General features: G+C 67.4%; 17 protein-coding genes. 10 read left to right on the top strand and 7 right to left on the bottom strand.

Going from position 1 to position 25,812, the window contains the following annotated elements; translation table 11 throughout:
* Window positions 1–18 precede the first annotated feature (18 nt).
* Window positions 19–1,350, bottom strand: a complete 1,332-nt coding sequence (locus R9J51_RS21990; protein WP_168557101.1) for a dicarboxylate/amino acid:cation symporter — start codon at window positions 1,348–1,350, stop codon at window positions 19–21.
* A 219-nt stretch (window positions 1,351–1,569) separates the two neighbouring features.
* Here R9J51_RS21990 and R9J51_RS21985 point away from each other — a divergent pair, with 219 nt between their 5' ends.
* The 3 genes from R9J51_RS21985 to R9J51_RS21975 all read left to right on the top strand — a co-directional run bounded on the left by R9J51_RS21985 (window position 1,570) and on the right by R9J51_RS21975 (window position 5,036).
* A complete protein-coding gene (locus tag R9J51_RS21985; protein WP_179562336.1) occupies window positions 1,570–3,288 on the top strand; it encodes an ATP-binding protein in 1,719 nt (572 codons plus the stop codon).
* 4 nt (window positions 3,289–3,292) lie between these two features.
* Complete coding sequence (locus R9J51_RS21980; protein WP_179562338.1) at window positions 3,293–4,579, top strand: sigma-54-dependent transcriptional regulator; 1,287 nt, start codon at window positions 3,293–3,295, stop codon at window positions 4,577–4,579.
* Between the two features lie 88 nt (window positions 4,580–4,667).
* Window positions 4,668–5,036, top strand: a complete 369-nt coding sequence (locus R9J51_RS21975) for a hypothetical protein (RefSeq protein WP_179562340.1) — start codon at window positions 4,668–4,670, stop codon at window positions 5,034–5,036.
* Between the two features lie 371 nt (window positions 5,037–5,407).
* Here R9J51_RS21975 and R9J51_RS21970 read toward each other — a convergent pair whose 3' ends face one another.
* Window positions 5,408–7,324 carry an NPCBM/NEW2 domain-containing protein gene (locus tag R9J51_RS21970; protein ID WP_179562342.1) on the bottom strand — a complete coding sequence of 639 codons (1,917 nt, stop codon included), beginning with the start codon at window positions 7,322–7,324 and terminating at the stop codon, window positions 5,408–5,410.
* A gap of 806 nt (window positions 7,325–8,130) precedes the next feature.
* Here R9J51_RS21970 and R9J51_RS21965 point away from each other — a divergent pair.
* From R9J51_RS21965 to nagE, 4 genes are read left to right on the top strand one after another with little or no spacing between them, the layout of a single operon-like run.
* On the top strand, window positions 8,131–9,165 hold the full coding sequence (locus tag R9J51_RS21965; RefSeq protein WP_179562344.1) for an SIS domain-containing protein: 1,035 nt from the start codon (window positions 8,131–8,133) through the stop codon (window positions 9,163–9,165).
* Window positions 9,162–10,298, top strand: coding sequence for an N-acetylglucosamine-6-phosphate deacetylase (gene nagA / locus R9J51_RS21960; RefSeq protein ID WP_179562346.1), 1,137 nt, complete (start codon window positions 9,162–9,164; stop codon window positions 10,296–10,298). The genes R9J51_RS21965 and nagA overlap by 4 nt, the downstream gene beginning before the upstream one ends.
* 49 nt (window positions 10,299–10,347) lie before the next feature.
* Window positions 10,348–12,903 carry a phosphoenolpyruvate--protein phosphotransferase gene (gene ptsP / locus R9J51_RS21955; RefSeq protein WP_432788026.1) on the top strand — a complete coding sequence of 852 codons (2,556 nt, stop codon included), beginning with the start codon at window positions 10,348–10,350 and terminating at the stop codon, window positions 12,901–12,903.
* A gap of 8 nt (window positions 12,904–12,911) precedes the next feature.
* The gene (gene nagE, locus R9J51_RS21950) at window positions 12,912–14,630 is read left to right on the top strand and encodes an N-acetylglucosamine-specific PTS transporter subunit IIBC (RefSeq protein WP_179563036.1); all 1,719 of its coding nucleotides are present in this window, start codon (window positions 12,912–12,914) and stop codon (window positions 14,628–14,630) included.
* Window positions 14,631–14,656: 26 nt separating this feature from the next.
* Here nagE and R9J51_RS21945 read toward each other — a convergent pair whose 3' ends face one another.
* From R9J51_RS21945 to R9J51_RS21935, 3 genes are all read right to left on the bottom strand, one after another.
* Window positions 14,657–15,427 carry a FadR/GntR family transcriptional regulator gene (locus R9J51_RS21945; RefSeq protein ID WP_168557095.1) on the bottom strand — a complete coding sequence of 257 codons (771 nt, stop codon included), beginning with the start codon at window positions 15,425–15,427 and terminating at the stop codon, window positions 14,657–14,659.
* 123 nt (window positions 15,428–15,550) lie between these two features.
* Window positions 15,551–16,801 (bottom strand): MFS transporter, encoded by a 1,251-nt coding sequence (locus tag R9J51_RS21940; protein ID WP_168557094.1) that lies wholly within the window; start codon window positions 16,799–16,801, stop codon window positions 15,551–15,553.
* A gap of 3 nt (window positions 16,802–16,804) precedes the next feature.
* Entirely contained in the window at window positions 16,805–19,558 is a 2,754-nt protein-coding gene (locus tag R9J51_RS21935; RefSeq protein WP_432788025.1) for a glycoside hydrolase family 2 TIM barrel-domain containing protein, read from the bottom strand.
* A gap of 236 nt (window positions 19,559–19,794) precedes the next feature.
* Between R9J51_RS21935 and R9J51_RS21930 the strand changes: the two genes are divergently transcribed.
* Window positions 19,795–22,119 carry a TonB-dependent receptor gene (locus tag R9J51_RS21930; RefSeq protein ID WP_168557093.1) on the top strand — a complete coding sequence of 775 codons (2,325 nt, stop codon included), beginning with the start codon at window positions 19,795–19,797 and terminating at the stop codon, window positions 22,117–22,119.
* Window positions 22,120–22,185: 66 nt separating this feature from the next.
* On the opposite strand, the gene R9J51_RS21925 is transcribed toward R9J51_RS21930, so the two are convergent.
* Window positions 22,186–22,878 (bottom strand): peroxiredoxin-like family protein, encoded by a 693-nt coding sequence (locus tag R9J51_RS21925; RefSeq protein WP_169475400.1) that lies wholly within the window; start codon window positions 22,876–22,878, stop codon window positions 22,186–22,188.
* Window positions 22,879–23,025: 147 nt separating this feature from the next.
* Window positions 23,026–23,859 carry a LysR substrate-binding domain-containing protein gene (locus R9J51_RS21920; protein WP_168557091.1) on the bottom strand — a complete coding sequence of 278 codons (834 nt, stop codon included), beginning with the start codon at window positions 23,857–23,859 and terminating at the stop codon, window positions 23,026–23,028.
* Between the two features lie 343 nt (window positions 23,860–24,202).
* Between R9J51_RS21920 and R9J51_RS21915 the strand changes: the two genes are divergently transcribed.
* Both R9J51_RS21915 and R9J51_RS21910 read left to right on the top strand, forming a co-directional pair.
* Window positions 24,203–24,979, top strand: coding sequence for an ABC transporter permease (locus R9J51_RS21915; protein WP_179562348.1), 777 nt, complete (start codon window positions 24,203–24,205; stop codon window positions 24,977–24,979).
* Between the two features lie 29 nt (window positions 24,980–25,008).
* Window positions 25,009–25,812 (top strand): ABC transporter ATP-binding protein, encoded by an 804-nt coding sequence (locus tag R9J51_RS21910; protein WP_168557089.1) that lies wholly within the window; start codon window positions 25,009–25,011, stop codon window positions 25,810–25,812.

Raw genomic sequence — 25,812 nt, 5'->3', positions numbered from 1 at the left:
CCCTTGGTGCGCCGCTGCTTAGGCAGCGTGCGCCTGTTGTGCCGGCGGGGGCAGCGCCTTGCCGTGCAGCGCTGCATCAAGTGCCTCGTGGTCCAGCGCATTTTCCCAGCGCGACACCACGATGGTGGCCACCGCGTTGCCGACGAAGTTGGTCAGGCTGCGGCATTCCGACATGAAGCGGTCGATCCCCAGGATCAGCGCCATGCCCGCCACCGGCACGGAAGGCACGATCGACAGCGTCGCTGCCAGGGTGATGAAGCCCGCGCCGGTTACCCCGGCCGCGCCCTTGGACGACAGCATCGCCACGCCCAGCAGCAGGATTTGCTGGCCCAGCGTCAATTCCACGTTGCAGGCTTGGGCAATGAACAGCGCGGCGAGCGTCATGTAGATGTTGGTGCCGTCCAGGTTGAAGCTGTAGCCGGTGGGCACGACGAGGCCCACCACCGTCTTGGAACAGCCGGCGCGCTCCATCTTCTCGATCAGCGCGGGCAGCGCGCTTTCCGAGGAAGACGTACCCAGCACCAGCAGCAGTTCCTCGCGCAAGTAGGCGATGAGCCGCAGGATCGAAAAGCCCGCCAGCCGCGCCACCACGCCCAGGACCACCAGCACGAACAGCAGCGCGGTGATGTAGAACGCGGCCACCAGCTGCGCCAGGTTGGCCAGGCTGCCCACGCCATACTTGCCGATGGTGAAGGCCATCGCGCCAAACGCGCCGATCGGGGCGGCCTTCATCACGATCGACACCAGCTTGAACACCACGATCGAAACGTCGTCGAGCAGGCTGAGCACGCGTTGGCCACGCTCGCCCACTGACGCCAGGGCAATGCCGAACAGCACCGCCACCACCAGCACTTGCAGGATATTGCCCTGCGTCAGTGCCGAAAGGAACGTGTCGGGGATCATCGCCGAGAGGAAGCCCACGATCGTGCTTTCATGCGCCTTGGCGGCGTAATCGGCCACCTTGCCGGCATCGAGCGTGGCAGGATTGATATTGAGGCCGGCACCGGGGCGCATCACGTTGCCCACGATCAGCCCCACCACCAGCGCGAGGGTGGAGAAAAACAGGAAATAGGCAAAGGCCTTGGCCGCCACGCGGCCCACCGCCGCCAGATCGCGCATCCCGGCAATCCCGGTCACGATGGTCAGGAAAATGACCGGGGCGATGACCATCTTGACCAGCTTGATGAACATGTCACCCACCGGCTTGAGCGCTTCGCCCGCCGCCGGGTGGAAATGGCCTAGCAGGACGCCTGCCGCAATCGCGGCCACCACCTGGACATAGAGATGGCCATACCAGCGCCGGGCCGGCTTGGCTGCGGGCGCAGATGGATCAGTCGCGGCAACGATCATCGGAAAATGCCTTTCGTCCTCTCGGCAGGTCGCGTTGCTTGGCCCTGCTTGATCCCTACCATAGGCGGCTGCAGCGCGCGTCAAAAGGGTTTGGGATCACTTATTTTACCAATGGTATTCAGTACTATAACTGCATCCCTGCCATTCTGATGTGCATATTTCGACACATCTTTCTTCAGGCATGTGCAATTTTCGGCTCAGCCTGATAGCATCCTGGCTATGTCATCGCTTCGCCGATTCTGGGCCCTTGCGGCCGTGCTGCTGCTGGCGCTTGGCGCTGCCGCGCTCGCTGGGGCGATTGCCCGGCAGGTGATGCTGGCGCGCGTGGAAACCCAGGGGCGGCAGGACCTGCGCTTGCGCCAGGCGCTGCTCGCCAGCGAGATTGCCCGGTTCCGCCTGCTGCCCCGCGCGCTGGCCGATGACCGCGATCTCGTTGCCGCGGCGCAGACCCCGGCGCCGGCAGCCCGTGCCGCGCTCAATCGCAAGCTGGAAGCGCTGGCGCGGGAATTCGGCGCCGCGGCCATCTATGTGATCGATCGCGGCGGGTTTGCCTTTGGCGCGAGCAACTGGCGCCAGGCGCAAAGCTTCATCGGCCGCGATTACAATTTCCGCCCCTATTTCCGGCAGGCGCTGCAAAGCGGCCAGGCGCAGCAGTTCGCCTTGGGCACCGCCAGCCACAAGGCAGGCCTGTACCTGGCCACGCGCGCGGCAGGCGGAGCGGCCGTGGTCGTGGTCAAGCTGGAATTCGATGGCATCGAAAGCGCGTGGCGCGCCGCGCCCGGCATCACGTTCGTTACCGACCGGCAGGGCGTGGTGCTCGTCGCCAGCCGGCCCGGCTGGCGCTTTGCCGCCACTGCGCCGCTCACGCCGCCCGTTCGCCAAGCCGAACAGCAATCGCTCGGCGTGCCCGCCCTGCCGCCGCCGCCCTTCGCCCGCCCCTCTGCCGGACTGCTGGTGCCGGTGGGCACGGCGACGCCGCATCTGCTGGTCCAATCTGGGCCCGATGCGGCGGGCTGGCGGCTCAACCTGGCGCTGCCTCTGGCGGGCACGGTCGATCCGGCGGTGCGCGTCGCCCAAGGCACCACCGCGCTGATCGTTTTGCTGCTTTGCGCCGTGGCCGCTGCCCTGGTGGAGCGCGCGCGCCAGCGCCGGCGCCGCACCGCCCAGCTGGAAAGCGCGGTGGCCCAGGCCACGGCCGAACTGCGCAGCGAAATCCAGGAACGCACGGCGGCAGAGGCCCGCGCCGCCACGTTGCGCGAAGGCCTGCGCCAGGCCAATCGCCTGGCCACGCTGGGCCAGGTCACGGCCAGCGTGGCGCATGAAACCGCCCAGCCGGTGGCCGCCATCCGCAACTATGCCGCCAGCGCCGCGCTCCTCCTCGATCGTGGCGAAAGCGCAGAGGCGCGGGCCAACCTCGCCGCGATCACGCGCCTGGCCGATCGCATCGGCGCGATCACCCAGCACTTGCGCGGCTTTGCGCGAAAGGGCAGCCGCGGCGAAAGCGCGATCGTGCTGGCAGAGGCGCTCGACGGCGCGCGCCTGATCCTCAAGGAGCAGCTGTCACGCGTGTCGCTAGCCCTGCCCCCGCTCGATCCCGCGCTGCGGGTCCGGGCGGAAAAGACCCGGCTGGAACAAGTCCTGGTAATCATCCTGCAAAATGCGATCGAGGCGCTGGCCGGCGTGCCCGATGCGGCAATCACCATCGCGGTGGCCGAAACGCCAACGACGCTTGACCTGACCATTGCCGACAACGGCCCCGGCCTGGACCCCGAAATCGCCGCAAGGTTGTTCACCCCGTTTGCCACGAGCAGGCCGATGGGCCTGGGTCTGGGCCTGGTGATCGCCAAGGATATCGTGGAGGAATTTTCCGGCAGCCTGGTGCTGGTGCCCAGCGCGCAGGGCGCCGCCTTCCGCATCAGCCTGGTGCGGGAGGGCTGAAGGGATGACCGAAGCCACCCGCCACATCGCCCTGGTCGAAGACGATGCCGATCTGCGCGCCTCGACCGCGCAACTGCTCCGCCTTGCCGATTTCCAGGTGCGCGAATTTGCCGATGCGCCCGCGGCGCTGGCGGCACTCGACGCCACCTGGCCCGGCGTCGTGATCAGCGACGTGCGCATGCCCGGCCTTTCGGGGATCGACTTGTTCCGCGCCCTGCGCACGCGGGACGAGGAACTGCCCGTGATCCTGATCACCGGCCATGGCGACGTGGACATGGCAGTCGATGCCCTCAAGGCCGGGGTCTGGGATTTCCTCACCAAGCCCTTTGCCGCCGAAGCGCTCATCGCGGCGGCCGAGCGCGCCGCCCATGCCCGCGCCCTGGCTTTGGAAAATCGCCGGCTCCAGGCCCAGGCGCAGGATGGCGCCGCTGCTGCCGCGCTGATCGGCACCTCGCCCGCGATCCGCCGGCTGCGCGACATGATCCCGACGCTGGCCGACGCCGATCTCGACCTCCTGATCGAGGGGGAAACCGGCACCGGCAAGGAACTGCTCGCCCGGTTGATCCACCAGGGGGGCAAGCGCCGCCGCCATCGCTTTGCCACGGTCAACTGTGCGGGGCTGGGTCCGGCGCTGGAGGATGAAATCCTTTCGTTGTCGGGTGGGGCCAGCCTGGTCCATGCCAGCCGGGGCACACTGCTGCTCGACGATATCGATGGCGCCAGCCCGCGCTTTCACAGCCTGCTGGTGCCCGTGTTGGAAGACCGCGCGCTGGCCGTGCCCGGCAAGGACGCAGTGTCGCTGGACTTGCGCGTGATCGCCACCGCGGGAAGCGCCGATGGCCTGCCGCCGGCCCTGCTGCATCGCCTGGCCGGCATGCGCATTGCCATTCCCCCCTTGCGCGCGCGGCGCGAGGATATTCCCGCGCTTTTCGCCCATTTTGCCGGGGAGGCGGCGGCGCGGGCCAAACTGCCGGTGCCGCGCCTGATGCCCGCTGTGCAGAATCGGCTGGAGCGGCACGACTGGCCCGGCAATGCCCACGAACTCGCCCGCTTTGCCCAGCAATGGGTGCTGGGCCTGGTCACGCCCGAGCTGCCCGCCGCGCCGGGCGAAACGCCGCTATCGCTGGCCGAACGCGTCGATGCCTTCGAACGCGCGGAAATCATCGCCGCCGTGCGCGCCGCGCAAGGGCGCATTGCCACCGCGATTGCCACGCTGGGCCTGCCGCGCAAGACGTTCTATTACAAAGTCAACAAGTTGCAGATCGATCTTCAGGCCCTTCGGCAGGTTTAAGCGGCACGGACAAATTCGAATGGCCGCGTGCGCCCGCTTGCGGACGTAAGCAGTCGCATCCATAGCAGGTTTGCGGAAGGAACAGGACGTGCGGAAGCGGCTGACCGAGCGATACAATGTCGACGCCATCCGGTTTACGCGAGAAGCGCTGCACAACGCGCTGTCTCGGGATTTGTTGGGAGCAGTCGATTCAATCTGTTCCGGTGGATCGGTTTTCCACATACTGCGCGATACTCCGGAGGACTCCGGGGACGAACTTTCGGTGCTGATCGACGGCGAAACCATCGTTCATTTCGAGCTACCTCGTCTGAGCTTTAAACGAACTCGCGTAGTGGGTGGACCGCCGGTTGATATTCAAATCGAGTCTCTTGAGGAGTTTCGCAAGCGGATCGGGCAAGGCCGATTCCGGCTGTTGTTGGATAGAGCCGTGGACGACGCCCATCTGCATAGAGCGTAGCGTCCGCTTTCCAACATTTCCGGAAATCACTCGTCGCGTTATGCTGCGGTAAGGAATGGGAGACAAAAGGTGCTCTTCTTGTCGCGTGTGGGAGTGTTGCTTACCGTTAGAATCGGCATAGCGCTGGGCGTCGTTCTGCTGCTCCGAGTGGGTGAGGCTCTGTTTCACCTAAACCTGCCACAAGGATCGATGTGGATCGGTGGCTTCCTTGCCGGGATGCTATGCGAACTTTTACCCTTCGATCGTTGGCTCCGCATCGGCCGATACCAGAGCCGCAGCTAACCACCACTTCCGGTCTTTCCCAAACCGCTGATTTGTCAACGCCGCTTCCCAACAATTTCTGCCGCCCCAAAATCGCTGAATCGCGGGCTCTAATTGCGCAGCGCGGCCTCGCCCCAGACCACCGGATCGGGTGCGGCGCTCGCTTGGGCAGGCCGGGCAACCAGCTCGATCAAGCCAACGCCGTGCACGTCGGCGCTGATCGGCACCAGGGCCGCACCAGCGCGCAGCGGCGCTGAGCGGGCCAGCAGGCGCCCGTCGCCATAGACCAGGAACGTCACCGCCCCGCTGTTGCCCCAGGCGGCATCGTCCACCCCCACCCGCGCCGTAAAGCGGGCATGACCGGCATTGCGCAATTCCAGGCGCGATCCGGCAAGAATGCCGATCCCGGTGTCGAGCTTTTCGTGGCCGGCCTGCAGTTCCTGGCCATAGGGGCCAGTGTCCACCGCCGCGCCGCCCCAACCGCCATAGCGCGGATGCTCGCCCGTGCCGCGCGTGTCGTTCCACGGCGACAGCCCGAGATGGACCTGCGGATCGGGCTGGGGCTGCACCACGCCATCCACCGCCGGGTTGACGCTGCCCGGCATTTCCGAAAGATAGATTCCATCGGGCAGGCGCCGCGCACCCGCAACCTTGAGCAGCACGGTCTCGTGCGGGGCGAGCGGCACGGTGGTTTCGTTGGCAAAGCGGCTGGCCTTGCCGGTCCACAGGTCGGTGGTGGCAATTTCCCCGGTCATTTTCAGATGCGCGGCGGTCAGCGTGGCATGGGTTGGCGCGGCACTGCGGTTGAACAGCGCCACGGCCTTGGTGCCATCGGCCAGGGTCTTGACGTAGATCTGCACTTCGGCGCTATCATGGGCCAGCACCGCCTGGTTGCCCGCCGGGTCCTGGTTGATGGCGATCGCGGCCTGCCAGCCCAGCAGGGCAATCTGGTCGGCATTGGCCTCGCGCAAGTCCATTCCAATGAGCAGCGGCGCGTTCTCGATCGCCCACAGTGCCAAGTGCGAGCGCGCCTCGGTCATGTGCGCGGCGTCGAATTCGCCCTTGCCGATGAACAGCATGTCGGGGTCGTTCCAACTGCCGGGATGGGCATAGAGCGCGCGCCGCGCCGTGGTGTCGAGATTGTGCAGCATGCGCGGCCAGGTGGGCGAGATATCCTCGCTGGTGCGGCTCATGTTGCCCAGATCCTTGCCCCAGGCGCGCACATTGGCCGATCCCCACAGACACAGCGAGAATACATAGTCCCCCGCCGGGCGGGTGCGCGCCAGGGCATCGGCCACTGCGCCATAGAGGCGGCGCACTTCGGCAATGTCGGTGCGGGGCAGTTCGTCGAAATCGATCACCGGGCCAAGCGGGCGATAAAGGCCGGCCTTCACGCGCGGGTTGTCAGGCCCCAGCCCGCGGATGCCACAGCCATCCACTTTGATGAGGTCGAACTTCCACTCCTGGAAATAGAGCGCGATGTCCTGTTCGATATGGCCGTAAAGGCCAACCTCGCGTTCGGCCTGCGTGCCTTCGGGCAGATTTGGCGCGTCGGCCCCGCCGAACACCTGGCTACAGCTGTTGCGACCGATGTCGGAATAGATGCCGGCCTTGAGGCCCATGGCATGCAACCGGTCGGTCAACGGGCGCAGCGACGTGGCGCCATCGGGCGTTGCGGCCGAAGGAAACATGGCCGTGCGCACCAGCATGCGGCCATCGGGCATCCGCCGCTTTAGCCACCAGCCATCGTCGATATCGACATAGCGATAGCCCTTGGCCGCCAGCCCGGTATCCACCAGCGCCTGGGCCGACGCCATCAGCTTGGTCTCGTCGATCGCGGGGCCAAAGGCATTCCAGCTGTTCCAGCCCATCGGCGGCGTGGGCGCCTGTCCGCGCGCATTTGCGCTCCACCGCCCGGTGGGGGCCAGGGCATCGGCCGGTGTGCCGGCTGCTTGCGCCAACGGGGCAAGAGCCAGGCTGGCGGCAATAGCGACGAGGGCGGCGGCAGGCGCGGGCAAAAAGCGCATGGTCTGGTCCTTTCGGGGCAGTCCGGGCGGGGGCAGCGGACGTGCGGCGGCAAACCGATGGTTGCGCAACCATCCTGCGGTGCGCCGGACTGCAAAGCAACCGTGTGGCGAGCGCGCCCTGTGCAAAAATCCGCAGGGAGACGCCACATCGGCCGCATGCTCTCCCACGCCGCGCGCCGGGCCCTATGTCGGAAATTGGTATCGTCTCCGCGCGTAAGCGGGGTGGAGCCAAGCCCTCCGGAAATTCGCAGAATCTGGGCCCTTCCGGCGTCGCCAGGCGCCTCGTTGCGGCACGCTGCCTTTGCAAAGATAGGACAAAAACAAAACGTGCTATGCCGGCCGCTGCGACCGGCGGGGCGGCACGGCAAGGTCGCGTTGGCTGGCATCATTCCCCGCGCGCGGAAAGGCGCCGATGCCCGCTTGCGTTGCCGCCACTATCTTTCACCAAACCTTGATGATAATTGATAAATTATAAATTCTCATAGGTATGCGGCTTGATCGCGCCCGTGCTGACGCTTTGCCGTAGATCGGGGCTGCTCCTGCTCGCATCGCGCCCGGTGTCGCGCGCCACAGCATAGGGGAGCGCCGCTTTGCTCCGACTAAAAAAATACCTATTTACTACCATTGCATCAACTCTCCCGAGATGTATAACCAACCTGTCTTGCTGCGCGGCGGCATGACACGGTGCCCATCTCGTCGTTCAGACCCACCGGAAAGGTTAATGCGTGGAGGCCAAGTTGATCACGCCCTCAAGTTCCCCCGAACCGGGTGCCAGCCCTGCCACTCCCGCAACGGCAACCACCTGGATGCATCGCGAAGCGGCAGAGGCTGGCGAGGCGGTGTCCCGTTTCCTCGCGCGCAATGCGCAAGCGCTGGCCGATCTCGGCGCGCGCCTGCGCCAGGCCCCGCCGCCCCTGGTCCTGACTTGCGCACGCGGTTCTTCCGATCACGCCGCCACGTATGCCAAATACATGATCGAGACAGTGCTGGGCATTCCCACCGCATCGGCGGCGTTTTCCACCGTCTCGCTCTATGATGCGCCGATGCGTGCGGCCGCTGGCGCCGCGCCGTTGTGCATCGCCATTTCGCAATCGGGCCACAGCCCCGACATGCTCGCCACGGTGGAACGCTACAAGGCTGCCGGCGCGCTGGTCGTCGCGCTGGTCAACAATGACGATTCCCCGCTCGCCCATCTTGCCGACGTGGCCCTGCCGCTTTGCGCCGGGCCGGAAATCTCGGTGGCGGCAACCAAGTCGTTCATCACCTCGCTCGCCGGCATCGCCGCGCTGGTGGCGGCCTGGAGCCAGGACGAAGCCCTCGTTGCGGCCCTGCCTGGCCTGCCCACCGCGCTCGACCAGAGCTTTGCGCTCGATTGGTCGGCCGCCCGGGCCGGCTTGCAGGATGCGACCAACCTGTTCCTGATCAGCCGTGGCTATGGCCTGTCGATCGCGCAGGAAGCCGCACTCAAGCTCAAGGAAACCAGCGGCTTGCATGGCGAGGCGTTCAGTTCGGCGGAAGTGCGCCACGGCCCCATGGCTATCGTGCGCGATGGCTTTCCGGTGCTGGGCTTCGACATCGGCGGCCAGACCGGGGAAGACGTGCGCCAGGTCTGCCGCGATTTTGCGCAGCGTGGCGCGCAAGTGTTCCTGGCAACGGCCCAGCCAGAAGCGATCCCGGCCGACAGCGGCGTAACCGTGCTGCCCGCGCTTGCCGCAGACGAAGCGATTGCGCCGCTGCTGCGCATTGCCAGTTTCTATCGCATGGTCAATGCCCTGTCCCTGGCGCGCGGGTTCAATCCTGACGAGCCGCCGTTCCTGGCGAAAGTGACCCGCACGCGATGACAGTCCTGGCCTTTACCAACGGGCACATCCTGCTGGGCGATACGGTGGCAGGATCGGCCGCGTTCACCCTGGCCGATGGCCGCATCGTGGCCGTGGACCCCGATGTGGCGCCTGGCACGCCAGCGATCGATCTGGGCGGCGGCTGGCTGTTGCCCGGCTTTGTCGATACCCAGGTCAACGGTGGCGGCGGCGCGCTGCTCAACAACGATATCACCGTTGCGGGCTTGGCGACGATCGCCAGCGCCCATGCCCGCTTTGGCACAACGGCCCTGCTGCCCACGCTGATCACCGACACGCCCGATGCCATGGCCCGCGCACTCGATGTGGTGGACGAGGCCATCGCGCAAGGCCAGCCCGGCATCGTCGGCCTGCATATCGAAGGGCCGTTCATCAACGCGGTGCGCAAGGGCATTCACGATCCCGCGCTGATCCGCCCGCTGGACGATGCCCTGCTCGACCAGTTGTGCCGCCCCCGGCGTGGCAAAGTCATGCTCACCATCGCGCCCGAGCAGGTGAGCATCGAGGCCTTGCCCCGCCTGGTGGCTGCCGGCGTCATCGTCAGTGCTGGGCACACCAACGCCACTTATGACCAGGCGCGCGCCGGCTTTGCGGCCGGCATCACCGGGGTCACCCACCTCTACAACGCCATGTCGCCGCTCCTGCATCGCGCGCCCGGCATGGTCGGCGCCGCACTGCTGGACCAGGGCGTTTGGTGCGGCGTGATTGCCGATGGCGTGCACGTTGCCGCCCCGGCGCTGGAAATCGCGCTGCGCATGAAGGGGCCGGACCGGCTGATGCTGGTCACCGATGCCATGCCCAGCGTGGGCATGAGCGACGGCACCTTCGAGTTGAACGGACGGACGATCACCGTAACCGACGGCGTGTGCCAGGATGGCAACGGCACCCTGGCTGGCTCCAGCCTGGACATGGCCGGCGCGCTGCGCAACATGGTGGCGATGACCAGCGCCGACGTGCCCACGGCAAGCCGCATGGCCAGCGCCACGCCGGCCGGGTTCCTGGGCCTGGCCGACGAGATCGGCACGCTTGCCCCCGGCCATCGCGCCGATCTGGCATGGCTGGATGCCGCGCTCGCGCCGGTGCAATGCTGGATCGGTGGCGCCGCGATGATCTGACCGCGCGCGGTCGTTTCGTTTCCCTGTTCTGGACGCATTACGAAAGTCGATGAAGCCGATGTCCAGCCTGATCCTTGGCGCACCGTTCGACGGTTGGCTCTCCCCGCTTGACGATGTTCCCGATGCGGTCTTTGCCCAGCGCCTGCTGGGCGACGGGCTGGCGATCGATCCGCTGGACGCGACGCTACATGCCCCGGCCGATGCCACGGTGGTTTCCGTGCACGCCGCCGGCCATGCCGTGACCCTGCGCTTTGCCGGCGGGGTGGAGGCCTTGATGCACATCGGCCTGGAAACCGTGCGGTTGGGTGGCGAAGGTTTTACCGCGCACGTTCGTGCCGGAGACCGCGTGGCTGCCGGTGACCGGCTGATCTCGGTGGACCTTGCCCATGTTGCCCCGCGGGTCAAAAGCCTGATAACGCCGCTGGTGCTGACCGAAACCGCCGGCCATGCCATCGTCCAGCGCGCAGCGGCCGGCCGCGTCACCCTTGGCGCCCCGCTGCTGGTGCTGGCGCCCGAGCAGGCCGCTGCGTCCGCTGGGCCGGGCGAATTCGCCGCCACCGCGCGCACCACACTGCGCATTCCGTTGGCCCATGGCCTCCACGCCCGCCCCGCCGCCCGCCTGGCCGAACTGGCGCGCACGTTCGATGCCGAAGTGCGGATCGTGCCCGAAGCCACGCCGCAGGCAGCGCCCGTGCGCCTGCGCAGCCCCAGCGCGGTGATGGCGCTCGGCCTGCGCCATGGCGATGCCATGGCCCTGCTGGCCAGTGGCCCGGCGGCGCAGGCGGCAATCGATGCCCTGGCCGAACTGATCGCCACGGGCATGGGCGAAGGTCGCCCGCTGCCCGAGACAGCGCCCGCGCCCGTTGTCGTCACGCCAAACGAACCTGCTGTTGCCGCCCCCGCCGCGCTGCAACCGGGCGAACGGCTGCACGCGGTAACCGCGGCGGCCGGCTATGCCATTGGCGCGGCCGCCTGGCTGGAGCGGCCAGAACCGCCGCGCGCAGCGCATGGCCAGGGCGCTGACGCGGAAAGCACCCGCTTTGCACGGGCCCTCCAGACGCTTGGCACCGATCTCGATCGCCGCGCCCAGGCCGATGCCAGCGGCGAACAGGCCGCCATTCTCGCCGCGCACCGCCTCTTGCTCGACGACGAAGACATCCTGGCCGATGTACACGCCGGCATTGCCCGTGGGCAAAGCGCCAGCCTGGCGTGGCAGCACACGATGGAAACGCGCGCCGCCGCGCTGCGCGCCGCGCCCGATCCGCACATTGCCCAGCGCGCCGCCGATTTCATCGATCTGGAATGGCAGTTGCAGTGGCATCTGGCCGGCCAGGAACCGCCGGCCGCCACGCTGCCGGCCAACGCCATCATCATCGCGCCCGATCTGGTGCCTTCGCAAGTGGCGGCGCTGCCGGTGGGCCAGGTGGCGGGGATCGTCACGGCCCAGGGCGGTCCCACCTCGCACGTGGCGATCATTGCCGCCAGCAAGGGCATTCCCGCGCTGGTCGCCGCCGGGCCGCGCGTGCTGGATATCGCGCCGGGCACGCCGCTGCTGCTCGACGCCACGGGCGCCATGCTTACCGTTTCGCCCGATGCGCCAACCTGGGCCGCCGCCCAGGCCGAAGCCGCCCGGCGCCAGGCGCGCAAGGCTGCCGCGCAGGCCGCGTCGGGCCTGGAGGGGCGCACCCGCGATGGCCAGCGGATCGAGGTTTGCGCCAACTTGGGCAAGCGTGCCGAAGCCGCGCCGGCCGTGGCCGCCGGGGCCGAAGGCTGTGGCCTGCTGCGCACCGAATTCCTGTTCCTCGATCGCGCCAGCGCGCCCGATGAAGACGAACAGGCCGACGATTACAGCGCCATTGCCCATGCGCTGGATGGACGGCCGTTGATCATCCGGCTGCTCGATATCGGCGGCGACAAGCCCGCGCCCTATCTGCCCATGGCGGCAGAGGAAAACCCGGCGCTGGGCCTGCGCGGCATTCGCGTGGGGCTGGCGCGACGCGATGTGCTGGTGCCGCAATTGCGCGCCGTGCTGCGCGCCGGTGCTGTTGGTGACGTGCGCGTGATGGCGCCGATGATCGCCCGCGTGGAAGAACTGCGCGCGGTGCGCGCCGCGCTGGACGGAGAGGCCGCCAGCCTGGGCCTGCCCACGGTGCCGCTCGGGGTGATGGTGGAAACGCCGGCCGCCGCCGTGATGGCCGATGCCCTGGCTGCGGAATGCGATTTCCTGTCGATCGGCACCAACGATCTCACGCAATATGCGCTGGCGATGGATCGCGGCAATCCGGCTGTGGCCGGCAGCATCGACGGGCTCGATCCCGCCGTGCTGCGCCTGGTCGGCCTGTGCTGCCAGGGCGCGGCGGCCCATGGCAAATGGGTCGGCGTGTGCGGCGGCCTGGCGTCCGATCCGCTCGCGGTGCCGATCCTCATCGGCCTGGGCGTGACCGAACTGTCTGCCGCGCCCGCGATGGTGCCGGAAATCAAGGCGCTGGTGCGGGCGCTGTCGGCGCAGGATTGCCGGGCCCTGGCCGAACAGGTGCTTGGCGTTGCCACCGCCGCGCAAGTGCGCGTGCTGGCGGCCCAGATGATCGAGGGAGTTGCCCTGTGACAAACGCCGTGACGAACGCGCTGCAACACCTGCAAAGCCTGGGCCGCGCCCTGATGCTGCCCATTGCGGTGCTGCCGGTGGCGGCCCTGCTGCTGCGGCTGGGCCAGCCCGATCTGCTCGGCCTCGATTTCGTCAGCGCAGCGGGCAATGCCATGTTTGCCAACCTGGGCCTGCTGTTTGCCATCGGCGTCGCCACCGGCTTTGCCAAGGATGGCAATGGCGCCGCACCGCTTGCCGGCGTGGTGTGCTTCCTGGTGGCAACCGAAGGCGCCAAGGCGCTGTTGCAGGTGCCGGCCGACGTGGCGCCGGGCCTGGCCGATGCCGCCCGCACCGCCGTGGTCGCGGCCTGGCGCAGCGCGCAAGTCGATCACGTCGCGGTGCCGCTCGGCATCGTTTCGGGCATTGTCGGCGGGCTGGGGTACAATCGCTTTTCCACGGTCAAGCCGCCCGAATACCTGGCGTTCTTCGGCGGGCGCCGCTTCGTGCCGATCGTCTCGGGCCTGGCCGGCCTGGCGCTGGCGGGCATTCTCGGCTCCAGCCTGACGGCGATCAACGCCGGCGCCAACGCCGCAAGCCAGGCCGCGCTGGCCAGCGGGGGGCTGGGCCTGTTCGTGTTCGGCGCGCTCAACCGCCTGCTGCTGGTGACCGGGCTGCACCACATCCTCAACAACATCGCGTGGTTCGTGCTGGGCGATTACCACGGCACCACAGGCGATCTGCGCCGTTTCTTCGCGGGAGACCCCACAGCCGGGGCCTTCATGAGCGGGTTCTTCCCGGTGATGATGTTCGGCCTGCCGGCCGCGTGCCTGGCCATGTATCATGCTGCCCGGCCCGAACGGCGCAAGGCCACCGGAGGCATGCTGCTCAGCCTTGCCGCCACCTCGTTCCTCACCGGGGTGACCGAGCCGATCGAATTCAGCTTCATGTTCCTGGCGCCGATCCTCTATCTCTTCCACGCCTTGCTGACAGGCGCCGCCATGGCGCTGATGGCCGCGCTGGGCGTGCACCTGGGCTTTGGCTTCTCGGCCGGGCTGTTTGACTACGCGCTCAATTTTTCCAAGGCGCAGAAGCCCTTGCTGTTGATCCCGGTCGGCCTGGCCTATGCCGTGATCTATTACGGCGTGTTCCGCTGGGCGATCGTGCGGTTCGATCTCAAGACGCCGGGCCGCGACGATGCACCACCTGCGTCCAGCGACGCCCCGGTTCCGGCCGGCGAACGCGGCCAGGCCTTCGTGCTGGCGCTGGGCGGCGCGGCCAACCTGGTGGAAGTGGGCGCCTGCACCACGCGGCTGCGGCTGGTCGTGGCCGATCAGGCTGGCGTGGACGAAGCGACGCTGCGCAGCCTGGGCGCCAAGGGCTTGATCCGCCCCTCCCCCCGCGCGCTGCAGGTGGTGCTGGGGCCGCAGGCAGACCAGGTGGCCGTGGAAATCCGCGCTGCCATGACCGCTCCTGGTTCAGTCACGGTGCCGGTGGCGCCGGTGGTCGAAACCTTTGCCCACCGCATCGATCCGGCCGCGCTTCCTGCCAATCTGGCGGCCGCGCTGGGCGGCCCGGCAGTGCTGGCGCAGGCGCGTGCCGTGCATGGCCGCCTGCTGCTGCCCGCCGGAACTTTGCTCAACGAAACCGTGCTGGTGGGCCTGGGCGCGCGCGGCCTGGTGGCCACGCCGGCCGGCCCGCAAGTGCTGTTTGCCGAAGCAGACCTGGCCGGCTGGCGCGTCGCTCTTTAGGGCGTGTGGGGATTTAGCCACGCACCCTAGGCCGTGGCGCGGGCGTAGCGATCGCGCTTGGCCTGGATGGCGCGGCGCGCCTCCTGCAGAGCGCGTTCCTCGGTGGCGAACAGCAGGCCTTCGAGCACGGCAGACAGATGCGCGCGCATGGCGGCCCGGGCCGCGGCAGGATCGCGCGCGCGCAGCGCATCGAGAATGGCGGTGTGTTCTTCAACCACCGGCTTCACATTGGCGTGGCGCGCCTTTTCATGCATGAGCGCCGCTTCAGGCGATGACGCGCGCAGCGCCCACAGGTTCTCCACCGCCTTGAGCACCGCGGTGTTGCGGGTGGCACGGGCAATGGCCAGGTGAAACGCGCGGTCCGCCTGCTCGGTGCCGTTGGGATCGAGGTTCTCGGCGGCGATTTCGTGCACCAGGCGCTCGATCGTGGCGATGTCCTCATCCGTGACTTGCGTGGCCGCCAGGGCCGCCGCCTCGCCTTCGAACAGCAGGCGCGCCTCGGTCACTTCGAACGCGGTGGCGTTGAAGCCGGGCTTGTCCTCGTCTCCGGGCAGGCGCAGCACATAGGCGCCCGATCCGATGCGCACCTCCACCAGCCCCTGCACTTCAAGCGCAATGATCGCTTCGCGCACGGTGGGGCGGCTGACGCTGAAACGCGCAGCCAGGTCGCGCTCGGCCGGCAGGCGCGTGCCGGGGGGATAGCGGCCGCTGGCGAGTTCCTCGATCAGCAGGCGGGCCAGATCCTGATAGAGCCGATCGTTGCCCTTGGCGGCCTGCGTGTCTTCACCTTGTGCCATTACGCTGTTGTTCGCCTTTCGCATCCCGGCAAACCGGCATGACCACTATTTTGACAATCGACAGGCCGAATTGGTCGATCAATCCGGTCCTACCACATCCGCTTGGCGATGCGCTAGGGCCGTTCACCGCGGCTCGCGCAGCAAGCGCCACAGCACTGCGGCGGCGGCCAGGTCCAATCCGGCCAGCGCCACGAACAGCGGGTCATAGCCCAGCACGTCCGCGCTCTGGCCAATCAGCAGGGTGAACAGCATGCCGCCGATCCAGGCGGCAGAGCCGGCCATGCCGCTGGCCGTGCCCACCGCGCGCGGCGGAAACACGTCGGCGCACAAAGTGATCAGCGCACCGCTGAGCAACTGGTGGGCAAAGCCGCCCACGCAGAACAGGGCAATCGCCATGCCCGGCGATCCCGCCAGGCCGATGCAGGCCGGCCCCACCATGCACAGCGCGCCCAGCGTCATGGTGATCTTGCGCGATGGCACCAGGCCCGCGCCCCGGCGCATCAGCCAGGCCGGCAATACACCCGCGGCCAGGCTGCCCATGTCCGCCGCCAGGAACGGCAACCAGCTCCACACCGCAATGGCTTTGAGATCAAGCTTCCACACCGCGACCAGGTAAAGCGGGATGAAGAAGTTGAAGGTCTGCCACGCCGGTTCGGACAGGAAGCGCGGCACCGCAATGCCCCAGAACGCACGGGTGCGCAGCACTTGCCCGCGCGAGGCGTCGCTGCCCGCCACCACCGGCGGCTGCCCGGCCACGATCAGCGCGCGCTCTGCATCCGAAAGGCGCGGATGATCGGCCGGGCTGCGATAGCCCCACCACCACAGCGCCGCCCAGGCCAGGCTGAGCACGCCCGTTGCCAGGAACGCCGCCTGCCAGTTCCACGCCAGGATGCAGAACGCCACCAGCGGCGGGGCAATCATGTTCCCCAGGCTCGTGCCCATCTGGAACACGCCGGTGGCCAGCGGCCGCTCTCGCGCGGGAAACCATTCCGACACCGCCTTGGCCCCGGCGGGAATGGCCGCTGCCTCGGTTGCGCCCAGAGCGCCGCGAAACAGCGCCAGGCTCTGCCATCCCGTCGCCAGGCCATGCGCCATGTTGGCCAGGCCCCAGCCCACGGCAAAGACCATGAAGCCCACCCGCGTGCCCAGGGCATCGAGCACCGCGCCCGCCACGCTCTGCATCACGGTATAGCTGCCCTGGAACGCCAGCACGACCCAGCTGTACTGCTCGGTGGTCATGCCGAATTCGGCCTTGAGCGTGGGCGCGGCCACCGACAGCGTCGAGCGCGCCAGGTAATTGAGAATGGTGCCCAGCGTGACCAGGCCGATGATGCGCCAACGCAGCGCCGGCTTTGTGAACAGCGAACGCAGCATCGATCAGCGCGTCCGCGCCAGATCGATCAGGGAGACCCGCGCCGGCCCGGTGCCAGCGGCAAAGTCCAGCGTCACGTCGCCGCGCGCCTTGATCGTGAAGCTGTGTGCTTCGGCCTGGCCGTCGCTTGCCGGGATCGCCGGCTGGAAATCCTGCAACACTGGCTTGCCATCCACCTTGACGGTGAACGTGCCGGGCCGGGTCGTGGCCGCGCTGGCGAACCACAAGGTCAGCTTGTAGGTGCCGGGCCGGGCCGGCAGGCGATAGGTGAAGGTGCCTTCGCGATAGCTCGCCATCGCATCGCGTTCGGCGCTGCCGGCAATCGGCGTGGCGCGCGCCGGGCGGCCATAATCGGCCGGTGCATCGAGCGAGGCCGCCGTGCCGCCTTCCACCCACTTGTCGGACCCCAGCAAGCGCGGCGCGCCCGATGCGTCCTGCCCGGCGCCGGCCACCAGTGCCCCGGCATCGATCAGCAGCCGATCGGCATTCTGGGCCGGCAGAGCAAGGCTCGCGGTGTCCTGCGTGGCGGCCATGGTGCCGGTGCCCCGCGCCACCAGGGCATTGGCCCCCGCGTCCAGCGCCACGGCCGGCCACACGCAGACCTTTTGGGGGCAATCGCGCCGCACGCCCAGCGAACGCCCGTTGAGCAGCAATTCGGTTTCGGGCAGGTTGCTGTAGACCTTGATGTCGTTCAGCCGATAGGCGCGCGTGTCATACCGCTTGCCGGTGATGTACACCATCGGCGCCGGGTTCCAGTTGGCCTTGTAGAAATACCAGGCATCCTTGCGGGTATGGTGGTCATAGGCGACCAGGCCCTTGGTATTGATATCCTGCGCGTCGCCTTCGTTGCGGATCGTGGTGGCAAAGTCGAACGCGTTCCACAGCCAGGTGGCATAGAGCCAGGGCCGCGCTTCCAACTGCGCCAGCGCGGTTTCGTGGATATAGCTTTCGTATTCCTCGGGCTGGGCACGGCCACGCGAATCCGGGCGTCCTGCGGTCACATCGTCGGTGTGAATGCTCAGCGCGCCGCCCGCGCCATATTCGGTCACGGCCAGCGGCTGGCTGGGCCGCGCCGCGTGGATGCGGTCGAGCGCGCCGCCCAGGTCGCCGGGCTTGCCGAAGTACCACCCGAAATAGCGGTTCGCCCCGCCCAGGTCGGCGGCCGTGGCGGTGATCGGGATGCTCACGCCCGGCGCGAACAGGTTGCCTTCGCAGCAGGTGGCAAGCGCGGTGGGGCGCGAAGGGTCCTGCTGCTTGGCCAGGGCGTTCAACTGGTGCAGCAGCGGCATGGGATCGGGCACCGCGCCATCCTTGCCCCCGGTCAGGAAGATCGGCAGCGAGTTGCCGAAATCGACTTCGTTGGCAATGCCCCACATGCCGACCGAGGCATGGTTGAAGTTCTGGTGGATCAATTCGATCAACTGCTGCCGGGCATTGGCGACCAGCGCCGGATCGGGCTCCATCTTGCCGCCCAGGGTCCACGACGAGACCAGCGGGATTTCGTCCCACACCACCAGGCCCACCCGGTCGGCGATCTCGTGAATGGCCTGGCCGTGCTGGTAATGCGTGAGGCGGATGGAATTTGCCCCCATCTCGCGCAAGGTGGCCACGTCTTCCTCGATGTCGGCCCGGCTCAGCGCCCAGCCCTTGCCATCACGATCCTGGTGATAGCCCACGCCGTGCAGGCGATAGGGCTGGCCGTTCAACAGAAACCCGCGGTCGGGATCGACCAGCATGGTGCGCAAGCCATAGGCCTGCTCGATCCGGTCGAGCGGCCGGCCGGCTGCATCGCGCAGTTCGGCCACCAGGCGATAAAGGTAGGGATCGCTGGTCCCCTGCCACAAGTGCGGCGCTACCACGCGCAAGCTGGCGGAAGCTTCGCCGGTGGTGCCCGCCATCAGCGTGGCAGGCACATCGGCGCTGGCCGCGATCGCGCCGGCGCGATCGACCAGGGCAAGGTGGAGCGTGGCCGCGGCCTTGGCCCGCGTGGCGTTGGCCAGGCGGGCGCGTACGGCAACCGTTGCCGCGCCATCGGCGCCGATCGCGGTCGTGGCATAGACGCCCGGCCCACCCGAATCGGCCAGATCGAAATGCACCGGCGCGGTCGAAACCAGGCGAACCGGGCGATAGAGCCCGCCATGGACGAAGAAGTCACCCACCAGCGGCAGCACATCGGCGGTAGAGTTGCCGGCAGCGGGCTGCGTGTTATCGACCCGCACCACCAGCACATTGTCCTGCCCCGGGCGCAAGGCCGCGCTGGCGTCAAGCCGGAAGCGCGAGAAGCCGCCGCGGTGCTCACCCAGCAGGCGCCCGTTCAGCCACACTTGCGCAGTGCGGCTGGCCGCGTCGAATTCCAGCCAGTTGCTGCGCCCGGCAAGGTCGGCAGGCGCGGTAAAATGCAGGCGGTACCACCCGATGCCCTGGCGCTTGGCCACGCTCTCGGCGCGATTGGTGCCGCCTGCGCCGGTGCGATAATATCCCACGCGGTTCCACGTGTGCGGCACGCTCACCGTCGCCCAGGATGCATCGGGGAAAGCCACGGCTGCAGCGTCGGGCGCGTCCCCGTCAAAGAACCGCCACCCCTGCTCAAGCGCGATCTCGGCGCGCGGCTCGGCCACGCCCGGCGCCTGCGGCGCGGCCCGGGCAGGCACGGTGCAAAGGGCCGCAAGCGACACCGCCAGCAGGGCCGTTGCGCGCCAACGCGGCATCAGACCGCAACCGTCGATCTGCGCCCGATGGCGCGTGAGGCGTTCGTTCATGGTATCTCCCAGAGCGGCGCCGCCTTGGCACGGTCACCGTCATAATTGGTCTGGCCGATATTAGGCAGGGCGAGCGCGTGAAGACAAGCTAAATCCTTGCTGGCCCATCTTTCGCGGCGCGCGCGCCGCTCTGACGCAAGAATCTCTGACCAATTCGGAAGAATTGGCTTGACAGCGCAAGCCAATTTGTGGATTCGGCCTGACCAATGCCCAAAAAAGCACAACGGGAGGATACCATGTCTGTTTCCAGGCTTCTTACGTCCGCAGGCGCCCTTGCCATCACCGCATGCCTCGCACCGGCTGCCGCCCTTGCCCAGAACGCCGCAGAACCGGCCACTGCCGCCGCGCCGCAACCGGCCAATGCCGCCCCGACCGAAGGCCTCGCTGAAATCGTCGTGACCGCGCAAAAGCGCGCGCAGAATCTGCAGGACGTGCCCGTGGCGGTCACCGCGTTGAGCGCCGACACGCTGGTCAGCCACAACGTTTCAACCGTCGCCGATCTTCCCCGGCTGGCACCCAGCCTGACGCTGACGCAGGGCAACGTGCCCACCAACAACTCGATCAACCTGCGCGGTATCGGCACGGTGGCTTTCAGCACCGCGATCGAGCCTTCGGTGGCGGTGATCGTCGATGACGTGGCCCTGCTCCAGCAGGCCCAGGCCTTTTCCGGCTTGAGCGATGTTGAGCGGATCGAAGTGCTGCGCGGCCCGCAAGGCACCTTGTTCGGCAAGAATGCATCGGCCGGCGCAATCAACATCGTCTCCAAGGCCGCCACCGACACGTTGACCGGATCGATTACCGGCACCGCCACGACCGACGAGGAATACCGCCTCGACGCCTCGCTGTCCGGCCCACTGGCCCAAGGCGTGGGCTTTCGCATCAACGGTTTCGTGGGCGATCGCAAGGGCTATATCCGCAACCTGCAAGACGGATCGAAGCTCAACAACGACAAGAGCTTCGGCCTGCGCGGGCGCCTCGATCTCGATCCTGCCGCCGGCGTGAAGGTCAACCTCATCGCCAGCCATTCGGAAAGCGAAAGCAACGGCTTTGCCCGCACCTTCCGCGCCGTGCCGGCCGGTGCCGCCATTTTCGGCACCCCGGTTGCGCCCAGCGTTGTGGGCATCACGCCGGGCACCGACAACTATTCCGTGCGCCTGGACAAGCCGCTGTTCAACAAGAGCATGCAGACCACGGTTTCGGGCCGCGCCAGCTTCGACCTGGGCTTTGCCAACCTGGTTTCCGTCACCAGCTACCAGGACTGGAAGTTCCGCTTCAACGAGGACTTCGACTATACGATTTCCAACGTGCTGGGCATTCCCGGCGGGATCGTGGCGGGCAGCACCTATCACGCCACGCAGTTCGCGCAGGAACTCCGCCTCGTTTCGCCCGGCCAGCGCCGGCTGACTTATGTGCTCGGCCTGTTCTATGCCGACGGCAAGACCGATCGCACTTTCGCGCGTGGCCCGTCCGGCCCGGTCGTCGCCGGCTGGACTTCGCGCAGCGGCACCCGCAGCTATGCCGCGTTCGGGCAGGCGACCTATGACATTGCCCAGGGCACCCACTTCGACCTGGGCCTGCGGCTCAACCACGAAAAGATCTCGGCTGACTTCCTCAACACGGTGACGCCGGCCACCATCCCGGCCAACAACGCGACCTGCCTGTCGACCTGTTCGGGCAAGTCCGACGACACCGCGCTGACCTGGAAAGGCGCGCTGCGCCAGGACCTGACGCGATCGGTCATGGCCTATGCCTCCTATGCCCGCGGCTACAAGGGCCAAGGGTTCGATATCAGCACCGGCTTTACCCCGCGTCGCGCCGCCAATCCGGTGCGCCCGGAAAAGTCCGATGCCTATGAACTGGGGCTCAAGTCCCGCTTCCTGGACAACCGGGTCCAGCTCAATGTCGCCGCGTTCTGGAGCAATTTCCGCGACTTCCAGGCCCAGTCCGGCGTTCTGCTGCCTGACAACACGATCCAGTTGACGCTCAACAACGTGGGCCGCGTGCGCACCCGCGGCGTGGAAGTGGAACTGAACACGCGGCCAATGCCGCAACTCACCATCGACGGTGCGTTCAGCTATACCGACACCCGCATTCTCGAATATTCCGGTGCGCAGTGCTACACCGGGCAGACCGTGGGCTGCTACGATTTGGATGGCAGCGGCCCATCGACCACCACCGGCCAGAACCTTGCCGGCAAGGGCCTGCCCAATGCGCCCAAGGTCAAGTTCAACATCGGCGGAAACTACAAGATCCTGCTGCCCAGCCTGCCCTTCGATGCCTTCGTGCAGGCGGACTATTCCTATCAAAGCAAAGTCAACTTCGACCTGCTCGGCAACCCGGCCACGGTGCAGGCGGGCTACGGCATCGTCAACGCCAGCCTGGGCATCGACCAGAACGACCGTGGCGGGCTGCGCGTGACGCTGTTCGTCAACAATCTGTTCGACAAGCATTACGCCTCGAACGTGTCGATTGCCTCGGGCGGCAGCGCGGGCCTGCTGGCCCAGTCGCTCGATCGCAACTCGCGGCGCTATTTCGGCCTGCGCGCGCGCTACCAGTTCTGAAAACGAACGCAGCCGGCAGGCCTGGGCCTGCCGGCTGCGCGTTGCCAGGACGGGAACGGCAAGCGGTCAGCCCAGGTGGTCTACCTCGTGCACGCCCGCTTCGGGCAGATGCGCAAGGATCGCGTCAGCCTCTGGCCGGTCGAGCCAGTCGGGGCTCACCGCCAGGAACCGCACGCTGTGATCGGGCGCGATGATCACCACGGCAGGTTCGGTCATTTCATAGCTGTTCGTGCCCAGCGTCGCGCCGATCCAGGATTCGCCCGGCGCCACTTCGGGCTGCTCTTCGGGATAGAACGTGATGCCCAGTTGCCGCGCCAGGGCATAGCCCGGATCGGCAAAGGTCGGAAACCGCAGGCCGTGGCGCTGCGTCGGGCCGGGATCGACCGGGTTCTGTGCGCTGACCGCCAGCAGGGAAATGCCCGCCGCATGCAGCGCCGGCCACAAGGTTTCGTCATAATAGGGCAGCGCGATGTTGCATGCCGGGCACCCGCCAAAGCGGAAGAACACCAGCACTGCCGGCCCGTGGGCCAGGAGTTCGCTGCTGGCATGGGCCCTGCCGTCCGCGTCCACCAGCGTGAAAGGCGCCAGCCGCGTGCCGGGTGCGGGGTGGGCCGCCGGATCGTGCCGCTCCACCAGCACGCGGCGCTGATAGGCGTTGCGGGCCAGCTGCTCGGGCGCCCAGGTGCGCGCGCGCTCTGCCGCCAAATCGGCAAAGCGTCCAGCAAGACTCTTGTGGGCAAGGCTGGTGGTCTGGGTCATGGCGGGCGCTCCTTGGGCAGTTTCACCTTCGGCGTAACCTGCCCCCGGCGCGCCGACCATCGAGATCGGCGCGCCCGCGCATGAGAGTTTGCAATATCACAGGCTCACCCGAAGGTCGGGCGACCTGCAGGATTTCGGGTCAGGCTCTCAGAGCGCGGCGACGGTCTGCCGTGCCAGCTCGGCAAGCCGGGCCGTCGCGCCATCGAGCACGCTGGCGGTCTGGAGGATGCACGACACGCGCGGCAGCGCCGGCAAAGTGCCCGCTTCGAGCAGGGCATCGGGCAGGAACAGCGGCGTGCGCACCGTCAGGCCCAGGCCCGCCTGCACGGCGGCGCGCAACGTGGTGAGGTTGGGTGTTTCGACGGTAATGCGAAAGACCCGGCCGGCATCTTCGAGCGCGCGGATCGCAGCCTCGCGAAAGCGGCATGGCTGTTCGAGCACGGCCAGCGGAATGACCGGCCGCCCAGCCAGGCCCGCTTCGCCGAACCAGGCCATATCGGCCGTGGACACGGCGCTTTCGTCATTGGGCAGGCCATAGCCCAGCACGATGTCGAGCTGGCGCCGCTCCAACTGGCCCAGCAGTTCGGCCGTGCCGGCGATCCGCGAATAGATCTGCGCTTCGGGATGCAATTCGGCAAACTGGGCAAGCAGGCCCGACAGCAGCATTTCGGCAAAATCCTGAACCATGCCGATGCGCGCGGGGCCATTGAAATGGCCGGCACTGACCGCGGCAACGGCCTCGTCATGCAAGGTGAGCACCTTGCGCGCATAATCGAGCATCAGCTCGCCGGCCGGGGTCAGCGTCAGCCGGCGCCCGTCGCGGTGGAACAGCGTCTGTTGCAGCAGTTCTTCCAGGCGCTTGATCTGCAGGCTGAGCGCCGATTGCGTGACGAACACCTTTTCCGAAGCGTTGAGCATCGAACCGGTGTCCACGATGGCGACAAAGCTGCGAAGCAGGTTGGTAGGCAGATTGACCGGCATGAAGGCACCATCAACAACGGGTTACAAAGGATTGGCCCGGCGAAACCGCGCCGGGCCACAAAGAGGCAGGCTGGCGCGTTCGGGTGCGGATGTCCGCCGGCCGTTGGAATGCGCTTCGTGTCGGTCTGCTACCGCTCCCGAATTTATCTATCAAAATAGTAGACATTTAAAATGCTAAAGCAAGTGTTTGTTTGCGCGCCCTGCCGCAGGAATCGGGGGCTTGGCAGCCATCTATGAGCCATGCTTATGGGTGGCAAACAAAACTCAATTGATTGCATAGACAATGCACGGTCTGCTGCGGCCACGTCTTGCCCCCGTGTCACGTCATGCAGGTTTGCCTTTCATGTCCACCCGTATCCTTGCCCGCCTTGCCCGCTCGCGCTGGTCCTCGCCGCTGGTGCTGCTTGTCGTGTGGGAACTCGCCTCGCGCAGTGGCTTGATCCCCGAACGCACGCTGGCCGCGCCTTCGGCGGTGGTCGCCACCTTGTGGGCGATGCTGGTGTCGGGCGAACTGCCACAGAACCTGCTGGTGTCCTTCTGGCGCGTCGGCCTGGGGCTGTCGATCGGCGTGGCCGCCGGCGTGGTGCTGGCGCTGGTGGCCGGGCTGTCACGCCAGGGCGAAGCCGCGGTCGATCCGATCATGCAGATCAAGCGCACCATTCCCACGCTGGCGCTGACCCCGCTGTTCATCGTGTGGTTCGGCATCGGCGAAACCCCCAAGGTGGCGCTGATCGCCTTCGCCTCGATGTTCCCGGTCTACCTCAACCTCTATAGCGGCATTCGCGGGGTGGATGTGCGCCTGCTGGAAGGCGCACGCAGCTTCGGCCTGTCGCAGGCAGAGCTGATCTGGCACGTCATCCTGCCCGGCGCCCTGCCCGCGCTGCTGACCGGGCTGCGCTATTCGCTCTCGATTGCCATCCTCGTGCTCGTCGTGGCCGAACAGATCAACGCGTCGGCCGGGCTTGGCTATCTCATCAACAACGCGCGCGATTTCATGCGCACCGATATCATCGTGGTGTGCCTGATGGTCTATGCCGTGCTTGGCCTGGGTGCCGACGCGCTGGTCCGCACGATCGAGCGCCGCGCCCTTGTCTGGCGCCCTTCCCTCATCAAGGCCTGAGCGCCGCATTGCCTCAAGGAGTGAGCCCCATGGACGCCCGCCTCCAGTTCCTTGCCGATACGCCTGCCGCGCCGGCCAGCCCCGCTGCCGATCCGATCGTGCGCCTCAACCGCTTTACCCGCCGCTTTGGCGATGTAACGGTGATCGATGGGTTGGACCTGGCCATCCAGCCGGGTGAATTCGTCGCCCTGCTCGGCCGCTCGGGTTCGGGCAAGACCACGCTGTTGCGCACGCTGGCCGGGCTCGACAGCGCCGATGGCCAGGACGTGACCGTACCCACCGCGCGCGCCGTGGTATTCCAGGATGCCCGCCTGCTGCCGTGGAAGAAAGTCTGGCGCAACGTGGCGCTGGGGCTCAAGGGCGCCGACATTCGCGCCCGCGCCCAGCACGCGCTCAAGGAAGTGGGCCTGGGCCATCGCCTCGATGCCTGGCCGCTGACCCTTTCGGGTGGCGAAGCGCAGCGCGTGGCGCTGGCCCGCGCCCTGGTGCGCGAACCGCAACTGCTGCTGCTCGACGAACCCTTTGCCGCGCTCGATGCGTTGACCCGGCTGCGCATGCACGAACTGGTGCTGGCCCTGTGGCGCGCCCACGGTTGCGCGGTGCTGATGGTCACGCACGACGTGGACGAAGCGGTGGCCTTGGCCGATCGCATCCTCGTCCTCGACGGTGGGCGCATTGCCGCGCAAGAGCGGATCACGATCGCGCGGGGGGCCCGCGCCGAACTGACCCTGCCACTCAAGGAAAAGCTGCTGGGGATCCTGGGCGGCACGCCGGCGCATTCCGGCCTGCCCGATCATGTGATACCCTTCCCCCACGCCGCTGCCGGAGCCTGA

The organism is Novosphingobium rhizosphaerae, assembly GCF_050920675.1.
In the GTDB taxonomy this organism is placed as follows: Bacteria; Pseudomonadota; Alphaproteobacteria; order Sphingomonadales; family Sphingomonadaceae; genus Novosphingobium; species Novosphingobium rhizosphaerae.
The sequence above is the reverse complement of the archived record's forward strand: the minus strand, read 5'-3'. Positions and strand labels throughout refer to the sequence as shown.